General features: G+C 65.7%; 14 protein-coding genes. 13 read left to right on the top strand and 1 reads right to left on the bottom strand.

What is annotated here, in order from left to right; translation table 11 throughout:
- The first annotated feature begins 87 nt into the window (after window positions 1-87).
- The 11 genes from AB7849_RS02420 (at window position 88) to AB7849_RS02370 (ending at window position 12,711) form a co-directional block, all read left to right on the top strand.
- Complete coding sequence (locus AB7849_RS02420) at window positions 88-1,146, top strand: pilus assembly protein PilM (RefSeq protein ID WP_008211562.1); 1,059 nt, start codon at window positions 88-90, stop codon at window positions 1,144-1,146.
- Window positions 1,146-1,994: a PilN domain-containing protein gene (locus AB7849_RS02415; RefSeq protein WP_008211559.1), complete on the top strand. Its 849-nt coding sequence runs from the start codon at window positions 1,146-1,148 to the stop codon at window positions 1,992-1,994. Before AB7849_RS02420 ends, AB7849_RS02415 begins: the two co-directional genes overlap by 1 nt.
- Window positions 1,994-2,665, top strand: a complete 672-nt coding sequence (locus AB7849_RS02410; protein ID WP_008211557.1) for a type 4a pilus biogenesis protein PilO — start codon at window positions 1,994-1,996, stop codon at window positions 2,663-2,665. Before AB7849_RS02415 ends, AB7849_RS02410 begins: the two co-directional genes overlap by 1 nt.
- Window positions 2,662-3,201 (top strand): pilus assembly protein PilP, encoded by a 540-nt coding sequence (locus tag AB7849_RS02405; RefSeq protein ID WP_008211555.1) that lies wholly within the window; start codon window positions 2,662-2,664, stop codon window positions 3,199-3,201. The genes AB7849_RS02410 and AB7849_RS02405 overlap by 4 nt, the downstream gene beginning before the upstream one ends.
- A 55-nt stretch (window positions 3,202-3,256) precedes the next feature.
- Window positions 3,257-5,416: a type IV pilus secretin PilQ gene (gene pilQ, locus AB7849_RS02400; protein WP_008211554.1), complete on the top strand. Its 2,160-nt coding sequence runs from the start codon at window positions 3,257-3,259 to the stop codon at window positions 5,414-5,416.
- 149 nt (window positions 5,417-5,565) lie between these two features.
- Window positions 5,566-6,561 carry an AAA family ATPase gene (locus AB7849_RS02395; RefSeq protein ID WP_008211552.1) on the top strand — a complete coding sequence of 332 codons (996 nt, stop codon included), beginning with the start codon at window positions 5,566-5,568 and terminating at the stop codon, window positions 6,559-6,561.
- Window positions 6,558-7,490 carry a DUF58 domain-containing protein gene (locus AB7849_RS02390; RefSeq protein ID WP_008211550.1) on the top strand — a complete coding sequence of 311 codons (933 nt, stop codon included), beginning with the start codon at window positions 6,558-6,560 and terminating at the stop codon, window positions 7,488-7,490. The genes AB7849_RS02395 and AB7849_RS02390 overlap by 4 nt, the downstream gene beginning before the upstream one ends.
- Window positions 7,487-7,993 carry a DUF4381 family protein gene (locus AB7849_RS02385; protein ID WP_008211549.1) on the top strand — a complete coding sequence of 169 codons (507 nt, stop codon included), beginning with the start codon at window positions 7,487-7,489 and terminating at the stop codon, window positions 7,991-7,993. Before AB7849_RS02390 ends, AB7849_RS02385 begins: the two co-directional genes overlap by 4 nt.
- The gene (locus tag AB7849_RS02380; RefSeq protein ID WP_008211547.1) at window positions 7,986-8,960 is read left to right on the top strand and encodes a VWA domain-containing protein; all 975 of its coding nucleotides are present in this window, start codon (window positions 7,986-7,988) and stop codon (window positions 8,958-8,960) included. Before AB7849_RS02385 ends, AB7849_RS02380 begins: the two co-directional genes overlap by 8 nt.
- Window positions 8,957-10,954 carry a tetratricopeptide repeat protein gene (locus AB7849_RS02375; RefSeq protein ID WP_037099844.1) on the top strand — a complete coding sequence of 666 codons (1,998 nt, stop codon included), beginning with the start codon at window positions 8,957-8,959 and terminating at the stop codon, window positions 10,952-10,954. Before AB7849_RS02380 ends, AB7849_RS02375 begins: the two co-directional genes overlap by 4 nt.
- The gene (locus tag AB7849_RS02370) at window positions 10,951-12,711 is read left to right on the top strand and encodes a BatD family protein (RefSeq protein WP_008211543.1); all 1,761 of its coding nucleotides are present in this window, start codon (window positions 10,951-10,953) and stop codon (window positions 12,709-12,711) included. Before AB7849_RS02375 ends, AB7849_RS02370 begins: the two co-directional genes overlap by 4 nt.
- Before the next feature lie 129 nt (window positions 12,712-12,840).
- Here AB7849_RS02370 and AB7849_RS02365 read toward each other — a convergent pair whose 3' ends face one another.
- Window positions 12,841-13,371, bottom strand: a complete 531-nt coding sequence (locus AB7849_RS02365) for an O-acetyl-ADP-ribose deacetylase (RefSeq protein WP_008211541.1) — start codon at window positions 13,369-13,371, stop codon at window positions 12,841-12,843.
- Between the two features lie 48 nt (window positions 13,372-13,419).
- Between AB7849_RS02365 and AB7849_RS02360 the strand changes: the two genes are divergently transcribed.
- Both AB7849_RS02360 and AB7849_RS02355 read left to right on the top strand, forming a co-directional pair.
- Window positions 13,420-13,884, top strand: a complete 465-nt coding sequence (locus tag AB7849_RS02360; RefSeq protein WP_008211540.1) for a MarR family winged helix-turn-helix transcriptional regulator — start codon at window positions 13,420-13,422, stop codon at window positions 13,882-13,884.
- 224 nt (window positions 13,885-14,108) lie between these two features.
- The gene (locus AB7849_RS02355; protein ID WP_008211538.1) at window positions 14,109-15,230 is read left to right on the top strand and encodes an efflux RND transporter periplasmic adaptor subunit; all 1,122 of its coding nucleotides are present in this window, start codon (window positions 14,109-14,111) and stop codon (window positions 15,228-15,230) included.
- Window positions 15,231-15,259 lie beyond the last annotated feature (29 nt).

Here is a 15,259-nt window from a genome sequence, read left to right as displayed (position 1 = left end):
GTTGCGATTGCGTTAATTTTTGGATCTAATGCCCTTGCGGGCTCGCCAGATTTCTGGCCGCAGCCGCAAGGGGCAAGGGGGAAAACCGTGGGTCTCTTTACACCCAAGAAGCCGCCGCTGGTCGGCGTCGATATCAGTTCGACTGCCGTAAAGCTGCTGCAGCTCAGTCAGTCTGGCGGCCGTTATCGCGTGGAACACTACGCGGTAGAGCCGCTGCCACCCAATGCCGTGGTCGAGAAGAACATCGTCGAGGTCGAGGCGGTGGGCGAGGCGATCCGGCGCGCACTGGCGCGCTCGGGCTCCAAGCTCAAGCACGCGGGGGCGGCGGTGGCCGGTTCGGCCGTCATCACGCGCATCGTGCCGATGGCCAGCGAGTTGTCGGAAGATGACCTGGAGGGTCAGATCCAGGTCGAGGCCAACCAGTACATCCCGTATCCGATCGACGAGGTGAGTCTCGATTACGAGATCCTCGGCCCGGTGCGCGACAACCCCGAGATGAACAACATCCTGCTCGCGGCCTCGCGTACCGAGAACGTTGACATGCGCGTCGCCGCGCTGGACCTGGGCGGACTCACCGCGCAGGTGGTCGATGTCGAGGCCTTTGCGATGGAGAACGCCTTCGCCCTGATCGCCGACCAGCTCAACGTGGGTCGCGACGCACTGGTGGCGGTGATCGACATCGGCGCCACCATGACCACGCTGTCGGTGCTGCGCAACCAGCGCACCATCTACTCGCGCGAGCAGGTGTTCGGCGGCAAGCAGCTTACCGACGAGATCATGCGCCGCTACGGACTTTCCTACGAGGAAGCCGGTCGGGCCAAGCGCAAGGGCGGTCTGCCGGAATCCTACGAAAGCGAAGCGCTGGAGCCGTTCAAGGAATCGCTGGTGCAGCAAATCAGCCGCCTGCTGCAGTTCTTCTACGCCGGTAGCGAATACAGCAAGGTCGACCAGGTGGTGCTGGCCGGCGGTTGTGCCTCGATCGAAGGCATCGACGGCATGCTCGAAGAGCAGCTCGGCGTACCGTGCGTGGTGGCCAATCCGCTGGCGCGGATGTCGTTGTCCTCGCGCGTGCAGGCCCAGACGCTGGCCCAGGATGCGCCGGCGCTGATGATCGCGGTCGGACTCGCGCTGAGGAGCTTCGACTGATGGCACATATCAACCTACTTCCGTGGCGCGCCGAGCGCCGCAAGCAGCGCGAACGCGAGTTTTTCATGCAGCTGGGAGCGGCCTTCGTGGTCGGCATCCTGTGCGTGCTGGTGTGGTCGTTCTGGATGGGCATGCGCATCGACAACCAGAACGAGCGCAACACCTACCTGCAGGGCGAGATCAAGCAGGTGGACGTGAAGATCGCCAAGATCAACGACCTCGAGAAGGTGCGTTCACGGCTGCTGGCACGCAAGCAGATCATCGAGCAACTGCAGGCCAACCGCTCGCAGATGGTGCATCTGTTCGACGAACTGGTGAAGACCATCCCGACCAGCGCACGCCTCACCGCGCTCAAGCAGAACGGCCAGTCGATGACCTTGAATGGCGTGGCCCAATCCAATGCCAGCGTGGCCGACTACATGCGCAACATCGAGGCTTCGCCCTGGATGGGGCAGGCCGACCTGAGCAAGACCGAGAACACGCACGATTCCTCGCGCATGCCGTACAGCTTCGGATTGCGGGTCGCCCTGAGCCGGCCGAAGCAGGACGATGCCAACGACAGCAAGATTCCCCCGCCACCAGTTGCCCACACACCTGCGGAACGTGCGCAAATCGAGGTGTTCGTAAAGAAGCTGAAAGATGGGGCGGCACAGGCGAAAACGCCGGCGGACAGTGCGAGACTCAGTGCGATGGCGAATGCGCTGGAAAATGCGCAGACCCTGCCCAAGCCCAAGCCCACCGCGCCAGTGCAGCCCGGCAAGAAGCCATCGATTTCGGTGACGCCCGTCGAGTCGGACAAACCTGCGACTCCCGCCCATAACGCTGCCGTCAAGGGAGGGGCCAAGTGATGAAATTCTTCGACGACTTGCGCAACCTCGACCGCAACAACATTGGCGGCTGGCCGAAATCGGTCAAGGTTTTCTTCACGGTGCTGGTGTTCGCCGTGATCGTGTTCTTCGGCTGGTACCTGCACGTCAGCAACCAGCAGGACAGCCTGACATCGCTGGCCGGCAAGGAAGTCCAGCTCAAGCAGGAGTTCGCCCAGAAGCAGGCCAAGGCGGTCAATCTCGAGGCGCTGCAGCAGCAGCTCGACGAGATGAAGGACATGCTGCGCCAGTTGCTGCGCCAGTTGCCCAGCAAGACCGAAATGCCCGAGCTGCTGGTGGATGTTTCCCAGGCGGCGCTGTCCGCGGGCCTGGAAACCGAGCTGTTCCAGCCGGGTTCGGAAACGCCCAAGGATTTCTATGCCGAGCAGCCGATCAAGCTCAAGATGATCGGTACCTACCACCAGTTCGGCACCTTCATCAGCGACGTGGCCTCGTTGCCGCGCGTGGTGATCCTGACCATGCATGACGTCTCGCTGACGCCACTGCATGCGCCGGCCAAGGGTGCCGAGCCGGCAGCCAATGAACAGTTGGTGTTGCAGGGCACGGTGAAGACTTACCGCTATCTCGACGACAGCGAAACCAGCGAGGCCGACAAGAAATCGGCGCACGGCAAGGCGAGGAGGCGGAAATGAACATCATCGCTGCCATCAAACCTGCCCGCCTGGCGCGCGTCTCGCTGATGCTCGGTGCGGCCCTCGTGCTCGGTGGTTGTACCCGCGGCATGTCGGACCTGCGTGCCTGGGTGGCTCACGAGAAATCCCTCAAGGGTGCGCCGATCCCGCCGTTGCCGGTGATCAAGACGTTCGAGACCTTCACCTACAAGGATCAAGGCCGCCGCGACCCGTTCAGCCCGAGCCCGACCGAAGCGCAGTCCAGCAACAACTCCGGGCCGCGGCCCGACCAGAATCGCGCCAAGCAGCCGCTGGAGATGTTCGCGCTGGACAGCCTGAAGATGGTCGGCACGATCGGTACCGGTGCGCACATCCAGGCGCTGATCAAGGACCCGGGTGGCGTGATCCATCGCGTCATCGACAACGAATACATGGGCCAGAACTATGGTCGGGTCACTGATGTGGCACCGGATCACGTCGACCTGGTCGAACTGGTTCCCAACGGCAATGGTGGCTGGATGGAACGTCCTGCCAGCATCGCGCTCGGCGAGAAATAGGATTACAGGGGCTGATGCAATGACCAATTCAATCCACTCTGTCCGGAGCCCTGCCATGCGCCTCGCAAGCCGTTGCCTGATGGTAGGCCTGCTGATCGGTGGCGCCGCATGGGCGACTGACGCGACAGCGGCAACCACGCTGAAGGACATCCACGCCGAAACGCTCCCGGGCGGTCGCGTGGCACTTCACCTCGATTTCGCCAACGGCCCGGTGCCGCAGCCGCGGATCTTCACCACCGACGATCCGCCGCGCATCGCGGTCGACCTGCCGGACACGGTGAACGGTGCCGCACGCCATACCGATGTCGGCGTAGGTTCCACCTCGGGCGTTACGGCCGTTTCCGCTGGTGGCCGTACCCGCGTGCTGGTGGAGCTGATGCGCAGCTCGACCTACCTGACCAAGGTCGAGGGTGACAGCCTGATACTGACCGTCAACAACGGCTCCGCTGCGGACGCGACCCCCACGACCGCCAACCTCGATCCGTCCAAGGCGCTGCCTTCGGCGATGGACGGCCCGGCCGTGACCAACATCGACTTCCGCCGTGGCGCGAACGGTGCCGGCCGCGTGCTGATCAACTTCGCCGGTCCCGGCGCGCACGCCAACATGCGTCGCGAGGGCGATCGGGTTCTGGTCGATCTCGATCACGTGAATCTGCCGGCCAGCCAAGCCCAGCGCCTGAGCGTGCTCGACTTCGCCACGCCGGTGCAGTCCATCGCCACGCGTGCCACTCCCGGCGGCGCGCATATGGAGATCGCGTTCAAGGGGGCGGTGGATACCTCGTCCTACCAGACCGGTAACCAGTACGTGGTTGAAATCGCACCGAAGAAGGTGGATCCCAAGGCGGAAGCGGCGGCCAAGGGCGATTTGCAGCCTGTCTATACCGGCAATCGCGTGACCTTCAATTTCCAGGACATCCCGGTGCGTTCGGCGCTGCAACTTCTCGCCGATGTTTCCGGCCTCAACCTGGTCGCCTCCGATTCCGTGGGCGGCAGCGTCACCCTGCGGCTGGTCAATGTGCCATGGGACCAGGCACTGGACGTGATCCTGCGCGCCAAGGGCCTGGACAAGCGTCGCGACGGCAACGTGATCTGGATCGCCCCGCAGAAGGAACTGGCCGATTACGAGCAGAGCGTGGCCGAGGCCCGCATGAAGGCCCAGGACAACGCGCCGCTGATCACCAGCTTCATCCCGATCAGTTATGGCAAGGCGTCCGAGATCGCCAAGTTGCTGACTACGGGCGCCAAGCAAGGTAATGGCGGCGGTGGCAGTGGCGGTGCAAACACCAGTCGCGGCTTCCTGTCTCCGCGTGGCAGCGTGTCTTTCGACCAGCGCACCAATACGCTGTTGCTCAACGACACCGCCGAGAAGACGGCCGATATTCGCAAGCTGGTTGCGGAGCTGGACAAGCCGGTACGGCAGGTGCTGATCGAATCGCGCATCGTGATTGCGACCGACAGCTTCGAGCGCGATCTGGGTGTGAAGTGGGGCGCCAATGGGCAGAGGGTCAACCCCAGTGGGCAGGTGGTGCAGATAGGTGGGCAATTGGCCGGCACGACCACTTCGACGGGCTCCTCAAGTGGTACCACCGGTACTGTCGGTGGGCCGAATGGACTTAACGTGAACCTGCCGGTTACGTCCCCGGCTGGTGCCTTGGGTCTCGCCATCCTGGGCAAGAACTACGCGCTGGATCTGGAACTCTCCGCAGCGCAGACCGAAGGTCGTGGCGAGGTCATCTCCAGCCCGCGCGTGATTACCGCCAACCAGCAGGAAGCGGATATCCGCCAGGGCCAGGAAATCGGCTACGTCACCTACCAGGGCAGTGTCGGCAACTCGGGCACGCCCACTGCCTCGGTGCAGTTCAAGGACGCCGTGCTGGAGCTGAAGGTGACCCCGACGATCACCGCCGACAACCGCATCTACCTGGCGATCAACGTCAAGAAGGACGCGCTGAACAAGATGGTGGACACGCCCAACGGCCAGGTGCCGCTGATCGACACACGCTCGGTGAACACCTCTGCGCTGGTCGACAACGGGCAGACCGTGGTGCTCGGTGGCATCTACGAGATCACCAAGAACGACTCGGTGGTGAAGGTGCCGGGCCTGGGCGATATCCCGATCTTGGGCACGCTATTCCGCAAGACCACGCGGCAGAACGACAAGGCCGAACTGCTGATCTTCGTGACGCCGCGCATCTTGAACGACAACCTGCAATAAGACGTCACACGTGTAGCCAAAGGGGCGGCCAATCGGTCGCCCCTTTCGTTTGCGGGCGAGCTCGAATCTGCGGCGTGCCGTCGCATGGCAAACTTTCGGGCCTGTTCGTGGTCAATGACGGCACCATGCAGAACAACGGATACCCCATGATGGACATGCCCCAGGGCCAGCCGGCCGACTCCTTGCAGTCATCGTTCGCGCGATTGCGCGAGGAGTTGCAACAAGGCGTCATCGGCCAGCCACACCTGATCGACTGCCTGCTGGTAGCGCTGCTGGCCGATGGCCATCTGCTGCTGGAAGGCGCGCCGGGCCTGGCCAAGACCACGGCGGTGAAGGCGCTGGCGGAGCGCATCAAGGCGGATTTCCACCGCGTGCAGTTCACGCCGGACCTGTTGCCGGCCGATCTCACCGGTACCGACATCTTTCGCCCGCAGTCGGGCAGTTTCGAGTTCGAGCGTGGTCCGCTGTTCCACAACATCGTGCTGGCCGATGAAATCAACCGCGCGCCCGCCAAGGTGCAGTCGGCGTTGCTGGAGGCGATGGCCGAGCGGCAAATCACCGTGGGTCGCAGCACCTGGCCGTTGCCGGACCTGTTCATGGTGATGGCCACGCAGAATCCGATCGAGCAGGAAGGTACGTTCGCGTTGCCCGAAGCCCAGCTCGACCGCTTCGTGATGCATGTGCGTATCGATTATCCCGATGCCGCGTCCGAGCTGGCGATCCTGCGCCTGGCCCGCGAGCAGGCACGTCAGCAGATGCACCCCCATGCCGCGCCGAAGGCCGTGCTCAGCCAGGCCGATGTGTTCGCCGCGCGCGAGGCGGCATTGGCCGTGCACATGGCGCCAGCCTTGGAGGAATACATCGCGCAACTGGTGCTGGCCAGTCGCGATGCCGGCCGCTACGGGCCAGAGCTGAAACGCTGGATTGCCTGGGGCGCCAGTCCGCGCGCCACCATCGCGCTGGATCGCTGTGCCCGTGCCCATGCGTGGTTGGCCGGACGCGATTTCGTGTTGCCGGATGACGTGCACGCGATTGCCCACGAGGTGCTGCGCCATCGCGTGCTGCTCAGCTACGAGGCCGAGGCTGAAGGCGTGCGCAGCGACCAGGTGATCACCCGTTTGCTGGATCTCGTGCCATTGCCATGAGTGCCGTGCCGTCACAGCCGCCAGTCGGCGATGGCCGCACGCGGGTCAACCTGGATGAACTGATCGGCCTGCGTGCCCGCGTGGCGCGTTCCGCGCTGGTGCCGACCGAGAGTCATGCCGCCCGCGCCGGCCAGCAATCCAGCCGGCTCTACGGACGCGGCATGGATTACGCCGAATCACGGGCCTACCAGCCCGGCGACGACGTGCGCCGGCTCGACTGGCGACTCACCGCGCGCAGCGGCAAATTGCACACCAAGCTGTTCCAGGAGGAGCGCGAAGGTCGCCTGCTGATCGTGCTGGACCAGCATGCCGGCATGCGTTTCGGTACCCGTGCCCGCTTCAAATCGGTGCAGGCCGCGCGCGTGGCCGCGTTGGCCGCATGGCATGCGGTACGTGCCGGTGAGCGGGTCGGCTTGATGGCTTTCGGCGGGCGCCAGCACGTGCTGCAACCGCGCGGCGGCGTGCGCGGCGCGCTGGCTGCATGTGGTGCGCTGGCCGAATGGGATGGCCAGCCAGATGACGCTGGTGAATCGCTGTCTGCAGCCCTGCAACGGGTACGGCGACTGCAACACGGTGCCAGCCGCGTCCTGCTGATCAGCGACGGCTGGAGTTGCGATGAAGCCGCGCGTGGCCGCTTGCTGGATATGCGGCGGCATGCCGCCGTCTACGTGATGGTGGTGGCGGATGCCCTGGAGCTGGCCTTGCCGGCACCGGGGCGTTATCCCCTCGAACATGCCGGCGAGCAACGCGAGGTGCTGCTGCTCGCCGAACGCGAAAGGCGCGATTTCCAGGCCAGCCTCGGTGCGGGGCAGGCACGGCTGCAAAGCGTGGCGCGTTCGCTGGCCTTGCCGCTGCAATGTATCGATACCGCGGCCGATCCGGTCGACACCGTGGCGACCTTGCTGCGGACCCGTGGAGGTCGGCGATGATGCCGGCGCTGCCGTCCGCACCCCCAAAACTGGTATTGCGCGACATTCACATGCCGCCGTCACCGCCGTGGTGGCCGCCAGCGCCGGGCTGGTGGCTGCTTGCCGCGCTATTGCTCGTGCTGCTTGGCCTTGGCGTGCTTTTCGGATTGCGGCGGCGCCGGCGACGACGCGCCTGCCAGCGCGTGTTGGCGGAAGTGTCTGCGCTGGACGCTCGCCATGCCGACGACGAGGCGCTGGCGCGCGGATTGCATCAATTGCTGCGTCGTAGTGCACGCCGCTACGACGCGACTGCCGTGCAAAAGCGCGGCGATGCGTGGCGGCAGACCCTGGCCCGGGTAAAGGTGAAAGCCAGCACGGTTGACGTGTTGATGCTGCTGGAACAACGCATGTACCAACCGATGGGCACGTTCGACCGGGCCACAGCGCTGGCCGCCACGCGCGAATGGTTGTCGGCCGCATGGCGTCGGCAGCCACGCAAGCAGGAGGCGCCGGAACATGCCTGATTTCGCCTGGCCGTGGATGTTCGTGCTGCTGCCGCTGCCGTGGCTGTTGCGGCTCTGGTTGCGCCCGGCTGCGCCCGGACAGGCGCTGCATCTGCCACAACCGGGACTGGTACTGCACGAAGCCCGCGGCGCCACGGTACGCGGCGCACTGCCTTGGTTGTTGGCGCTCGCGTGGCTGTGCCTGCTGGCTGCCGCTGCCCGGCCGCAACGCCTGGGGCCGCCGCAAGCGCAGCACCACAGTGGGCGCGCGTTGATGCTGGCGGTGGACCTGTCCGGCAGCATGCAGACGCCGGACATGGAGCTGGCCGGGCAATCGGTCAGCCGCTTCGGTGCGGTCGAGGCGATTGCCGGGGATTTCATCTCGCGGCGCAGCGGCGATGAGCTGGGCCTGATCCTGTTCGGCAGCCGCGCATTTCTGGTCACCCCGCTGACGTACGACCTCAGCGCCGTGCGCGCGCAATTGCGCGGCGCCGCCGTGGGCCTGGCGGGTACGCAGACGGCGATCGGCGATGCCATCGCCGTGGCGGTGAAACGGCTTTCCGCATTGCCCGAGCAGTCGCGCGTCCTGATCCTGCTGACCGATGGCGTCAACAATGCCGGCAGCATCGCGCCACTGGATGCGGCACGCGCGGCGAAGGCCGCCGGTGTGCGCATCTACACCATCGGCATCGGCGCCACGCGCATGCGCGTGCCGGGCTTTTTCGGCAGCCAGCTGATCAATCCGTCGGCGGATCTCGACGCGGACATGTTGACCAAGATCGCCGACATGACCGGCGGCCAGTTTTTCCGCGCCACCGACAGCCACCAGCTGGCCGGGGCCTATCGTGCCATCGATGCGCTGGAGCCGATGCCGCAACACGGCCCCAGCCTGCGCCTGCATCATGAATTGTTCCGCTGGCCGTTGCTGGCTGCCGCGCTGTTGCTGCTGCTGGCGTGCTGGCCGAAGTGGCGGGAGCGGCGCGCATGAGCCAGCTCCTGCATCAGTTTCATTTCCTGCAGCCATGGTGGCTGTTGGCCTTGCTGGCGTTGCCGCTGCTGCTCTGGCTGGGCACGCGTGGCGACACGGCACAACGCGAGTTGTCGCGACTGGTCGATGCGGAACTGTTGCCGCATCTGCTGCATGGCCGCCCGAGCAGCCGACGCGTGCCGTCCGGATTGCTGGCACTCGGCTGGCTGTTGGGCGTGCTGGCGCTGGCCGGTCCCACCTGGAGTCGCGTGGCGCAACCGCTGTATGCCGATCGCGCCGCCCAGGTCGTGGCAATCTCGCTGTCACAGCGCATGCTGGCACGCGACGTGGCACCGAGCCGGATCGACCGGGCGCGCTACAAGGCGCACGACTTGCTGAGCGCCAATCGCGACGGACTCAACGCGTTGATCGGTTATGCCGGCGAGTCCTTCGTGGTGGCGCCGCTGACCAGCGATGCGCACAGCCTGTCCGACCTGCTCGACGCGATGGCGCCGGACACCATGCCGGTGGATGGCAACAACGCGGCGCAGGCGATTGCGCAAGGTGCAGCCCTGATTCGCGACGCCAAGGCCAAGGCCGGTTCGCTGGTGCTCATCACCGATACGGCCGGTGACGCCGCACAAGCAGCGGCGCGCAAGGCGCGTGCCGAAGGCGTGCGTGTTTCCGTACTTGGCGTGGGCACTGCGCAAGGTGGTCCGGTGCCGCTGGGCGACGGCAGTTTCCTGCACGATGCGCATGGCAACCTGGTGCTGGCCAGGCGCGACGACGCGGCGCTTGCCGCCTTGGCGTCGGCCGGTGGTGGACGTTATGTGCCGATGAGCGACAACGACAGCGACATCACCGCCCTGCGCAGTGAACTGCAGCCGGCGAGTCACGCGAGCGTGGCCGTCGGGCAGCAAGGCGATGCCTGGCAGGACCGTGGACCGTGGCTGTTGCTGCCGCTGTTGTTGATCGTTGCGCTGGGTTTTCGCCGTGGCTGGTTGTTGTTGCTTCCCCTGGTGTTGCTGCCGTTGGCGGTGCCTGCGCCGGCCCATGCTGCGGCGGCGCATGAAGGTTGGCAGGATTCAAGCTGGCATGACTGGTGGCAACGGCCCGACCAGCGGGCCGCCAGCGCCTTGCGCGACGGCCATCCGAAACAGGCCGAACAACTCGCCCGCGACCCGGCACTGCGCGGCGCCGCGGCCTACCGGGCCGGCAATTATCCCGCGGCCGTCCAGGCGTTGCAGCAAGCCAGGGGCGCGGATGCGCCGTACAACCTGGGCAACGCGCTGGCGAAACTGGGGCGCTATCCGGAGGCGATCAAGGCCTATGACCACGCCTTGCAACTGAATCCGCACAACGATGATGCCCGCGCCAACCGCAAGGCGGTGGAAGACGCCATGCGGCGGCAGAAACAACAACAGAAGTCGTCGCAGGACAAGAACGGGCAAGGCGGCCAGGACAAGCAGAAGTCGCAGGGGGGCGGCGGCTCGAATGCGTCGGGCAAGGGCAACGACAAGGATCAAGGCAAGCAGGGCAAGAGCGGGCAAGGCAAGGATGCGGACAAGGCATCGCAGTCGCCTACTTCGGGGCAACCCGATGCCGGCAAGAAGGATGCGTCGGAAAAGGGATCGCAGGGCAAGCAGGACCAGGGCGCTGCCTCTGCCAAGCCAGGCAATGACAAGCCGGACTCGGACCAGAAAGCTGGCGCGCCACCCGCATCGACGCCGCAACAGCGCGCTGCGCAACAGGCGCAGGCCGCCAAGGCCGAGCAGGCGCTGGGCAAGCAGATGAACCAGGCGCTGGCACACGAGGGCAAGTCGACCGGCAAACCGGCGCCGGTACATCAATTGGGTGCCGACGACGCGAACGATCCGCTGTCGAAGTTGCCGGCCAACGTACGCCAGGCGCTGCAGCAAGTGCCCGACGATCCGGGGGCGCTGTTGCGACGCAAGTTCCAGCTTGAATACCAGGAGCGCCAGAACGGCGCGCCGGCGGAGGATGGACAACCATGAGCGTGACCCTGAGAGCTCGGCTGGCACTGTTGCTGCTCGTGTTGCTGCTGCCGGCATGGGCCTGTGCCAGTGGCGTGCGGGCGACGCTGGATCGCAGCCGGGTGCAGCTTGGCGAGACCGTCACGCTGAATCTCAGCGTGGACGGCAATGGCAATATCGACATGCCCGACCTGAGTCCGCTGGCGAAGGATTTCCAGGTGCTGGGCAGTTCCACCAACAGCAGCATCAGCATCGTCAACGGCAGCCGCAGCGCGCAGTTCACCATCGGCATCGCATTGCGGCCGAAGCACGTGGGGCAACTCAAGGTGCCGTCGCTGGCGGTGGCCGGTGGGCATACTTCGCCGTTGCTGCTGACGGTGACGCCGCCCGACCCGAATGCCGCGGCGAACAGTGGCAAGGATGTATTCGTCGAGGCCAGCGTCGAGCCGGACCACGGTTACGTCGGACAGCAACTGGTGTACACCGTGCGGCTGTATTACGACGTCAACCTCAGCGGCTCGCTGGACGAACCGCAACTGGCCGGCGTGGACGTGCACAAGCTGGGCAAGAGCCTCAATTACGATGCCGAGCGTGGCGGGCGCCAATACCACGTGCTTGAACGGCGCTATGCGCTGGTGCCGCATCATGCCGGCACGCTGGAGATCCCGTCGCTGCAATTCCAGGGCACGGCGGACGATCCGTCGAACCCGATGGATCCGGGCAATTTCTTCGGCCAGAACGGGTTGTTCGGCGGGGGCACTTCGGTCTCGGCGGCGTCGCCCGCGGTGAGCTTGCATGTGCAGGCGCCGCCGGCGGACTGGGGCAGCAGCAGCTGGCTGCCGGCGCGACAGCTCACGCTTACGCTGGATGGCCTGCCGGCGAATGGCGAGCTGCATGTGGGGCAGCCGTTGAACCTGCACATGAGCGTGCAGGCGAGCGGCCTGCCGGCCGACGTGTTGCCCGAACCGAGCCTGCCCGCGTTGAGTGGCGCGACGGTCTATCCCGACCGTCCCGTGGACAGCACCAGCGACGACGGCAAGTGGATGCACGGCAAGCGCGAGCGCGCCTTTGCGGTGGTGCCGCAGCGGACCGGCACGCTGACGATTCCGGCCACCACGCTGAAATGGTTCAACGTGCAGAGTGGCCAGGCGGAAACGGCGAGCATTCCCGCGCGCAGCTTCACGGTGCTGCCGGCGACCGCTGGTACCAGTGGTGCGGCGCCGGCGGCTTCCACATCAACGGCTGCGGCGCCAACACCGGCAAGCGCGGCATCGGCGCCAACCTCCGCAGTGGCGGCTTCGTCGCATGGCCAGGTGAGGTGGTGGCGCTGGATTGCGTTGGCCAGCCTGCTGTTGTGGCTGTTGAGCATGCTGGGTTGGTGGTGGTACCGGCGTCATCGTGGAGCAGCGAAGGGTGCGGTGACGCGTGTCGAGCCCGTCATCCCGGCACCGCCTGCCACACGGGCGTTGCGCGAAGCCTTCATGCAGGCGGCGCGTGGCGACGATGCCTCGATCCAGGCGCATGCCTTGCTGGCGTGGGCGCGCGTGGAACGGCCGAACTTGCGCAACCTGGGCGAGTTGTCGGCTGCCTTGTCGTCCTCGTCGCAACGCGCCGCGATTGCCGCCATCCAGCAGCGCCAATACGGCGGCACGCCGGCAGGCGAGGGTGTGGATCTGGCGGCGACTTTCGCGCGCGGTTTTGCGTGGCGAAACGACACCGCCGGTGGAGACGATTCACCGTTGCCGCCGCTGTACCCGTTCGACCTTGGGTCACGTTGAAGCGCTTTTCGTCGCAGACGACAGGCGTGGTTTCAGTCGCTCTTGTCGACGGGGCTTTGGCAGGAGCGCACCTTGTGCGCGATGCTCTTCGGCATGTCCACGCAAGAGCATCGCGCACAGGGTGCGCTCCTACCCGAAGGTCGACGCGTCCAGTGCGCGCTGAAGGATGGCACGCATGTATTCGCTGAAGGCGCAAAATTGCACGTGCAGGCTGGGCGATCCACGCAGCGTTTCGCGCAATGTGGCGATGGCCATGGGCGCGGCGAGCTCGGGCGGGTAGCCATAGACGCCGCAACTGATCGCAGGGAAGGCGATGGACTGTACTCGGTGTGCCATGGCCAGCTTGAGGCTGGCGCGGTAGCAGCGGGCCAGTAGCTCGGGTTCGCCATGGTGGCCGCCGTGCCAGACCGGGCCCACGGTGTGGATCACCCAGCGTGCCGGCAGCTCGAAGCCCGGCGTGATGCGTGCTTCGCCCGTGGGGCAGCGTACGCCGGCTGAAACCTCCGGCAGGGCGCGGCAGGCGGCCAGCAGTTGCGGTCCGGCGGCGCGATGGATGGCGCCGTCGACCCCACCACCGCCCAGCAGTGTTTCATTGGCGGCGTTGACGATGGCGTCCACGTCGAGGCGGACGATGTCGGCGGTGATCACGCTGATGGACATGCGCAGGCGATATGCTTGGGATATGCAAGATGGAGGGTGCGACAGACCATGGCGAAAACGGAAGACATTTCCTTCGGTTACCTGATGAGCGACGTGACCTTGCTGTTCCGCAAGCACTTCGATCGTCGCGCGGTGAAGTTCGGTTTGACCCGCGCGCAATGGCGCGCCACCAAGATGTTGTACCACCGCCCGGGCCTGCGCCAGACCGAGCTGGCCGAGTTCCTGGAAATGGAGCCGATCGCGGTGGGCCGGGTGATCGATCGCCTGCAGGCGGCCGGCTTCGTGGAGCGTCGTCCCGATCCGAAGGATCGTCGCGCGTGGCGCCTGCATACCACCGAGCAGGCGCACGATGTCATCGGTGACATGGAACGCATCGCCCAGGGCCTGCGCGTTGACGCCACCGCAGGCATCGCCCATGACGACATGGCGCACATGATCGCGGTACTGAACCGCATCAAGGAAAACCTGCAGGCACTGGAAAGTGCCGACGAGCCCATCGATCCGGCGGCATAGACGGCCGCGCGCGTGGCACGTCATGCGCGCATGCGCCGCCTTGTCATGTGCCATCGGTACCGCCCGGCGCAACCCTGAAATGGCGCAGAATGGCCCCTCGGGAGGTCAACTGATCGACGTCATGCGCGTTGATAGCGAGACACGTTCCTGACGAACTTCGTCATATCCGACATGACCGCATCAAGCTGCGCTTGTCGTGTCGACGGCCAAGGGCCGGAGAAACCATGCAACGCAATTCCCGGAAGAACATGCTGCTGGCGGTGGTGGCGCTGGCGATCATCGGTGTGGCTCTGCACGGCTGGCTCGGCAGTCATGAGAAGGCGCATGCAACCAAGGCGCCGCCGGTGGTGCCGGTGAAGGTGGCGGTGGCCGCGCGCGGCAATCTTGATCTCGCGCTGAAGGTGATCGGCCGCGCCGAGGCGTATTCCACCGTTACCGTGCAATCGCGCGTCAGCGGGCAATTGCAGTCGCTGGCCTTCACGCCGGGCGGCCATGTGCACGCGGGGCAGGTGATTGCGCAAATCGATCCCAGCCTGCTGCAGGCGCAACTGGACCAGGCGCGCGGCGAGCTGGCGAAGGACCAGGCGCAACTGACCCAGGCGCGAAGCGTGCTGGCGCGCTACACGCCGTTGCTGTCCAAGGGCTACGTGTCGAAGACCGACTACGACAACTACAAGGCCAACGTGGGCATCTACGCCGCTTCGGTGAAGGCCGACCAGGCTGCCGTGGAAATGGCCCGGACCCAGCTCGGCTACGCCCGGATCACCGCGCCGGTGAACAGCATCGCCGGTGCGCCGCTGGTTTACCCCGGTGCACAGGTCACCGCCAATGGCACCGATCTGGTGGTGTTGAACCAGGTGCAGCCGATCTACATCACGTTCTCCGTGCCGGAAGCGTCGCTGGATGGCATCCGGGCGGCCTTTGCGCGCGGCAAGGTGGCGGTGAGTGCCACGGTTCCCGGCACCAGGGGCGCGCCGCTCACGGGCACGCTGGATTTCATCAACAACACCGTGGATGCCGGCACCGGCACGATCCAGTTGAAGGCGGAATCCCCCAATACCGATGATCGCGTCACGCCCGGCCAGTTCCTGCAGGTGAGCTTGCCCACCACGCGCCTGGTCAACGTGGTGACGGTGCCGGTGGAGGCGTTGCAGAACTCGCCGAAGGGCAGTTTCGTGTTCGTGGTGAGTGCGGACCACACGGTGCAGCAGCGGATGGTGACGGCCGGCCCGGACAGCCATGGTCGACTGGTGATCAGCAAGGGCCTGGCCGGTGGCGAAACAGTGGTCACCGATGGCCAGATGCTGCTGACCAACGGTTCGCATGTGAAAGTGGTGGAAGGGTGAGCAGGGGCGAGGCGAGGCTGGCCCCTCAC

The organism is Rhodanobacter sp. FW021-MT20 (assembly GCF_041107475.1).
Lineage (GTDB): Bacteria > Pseudomonadota > Gammaproteobacteria > Xanthomonadales > Rhodanobacteraceae > Rhodanobacter_A > Rhodanobacter_A glycinis.
Note: the sequence above shows the minus strand (reverse complement) of the source record. Positions and strands in the feature narration are given on the sequence as shown.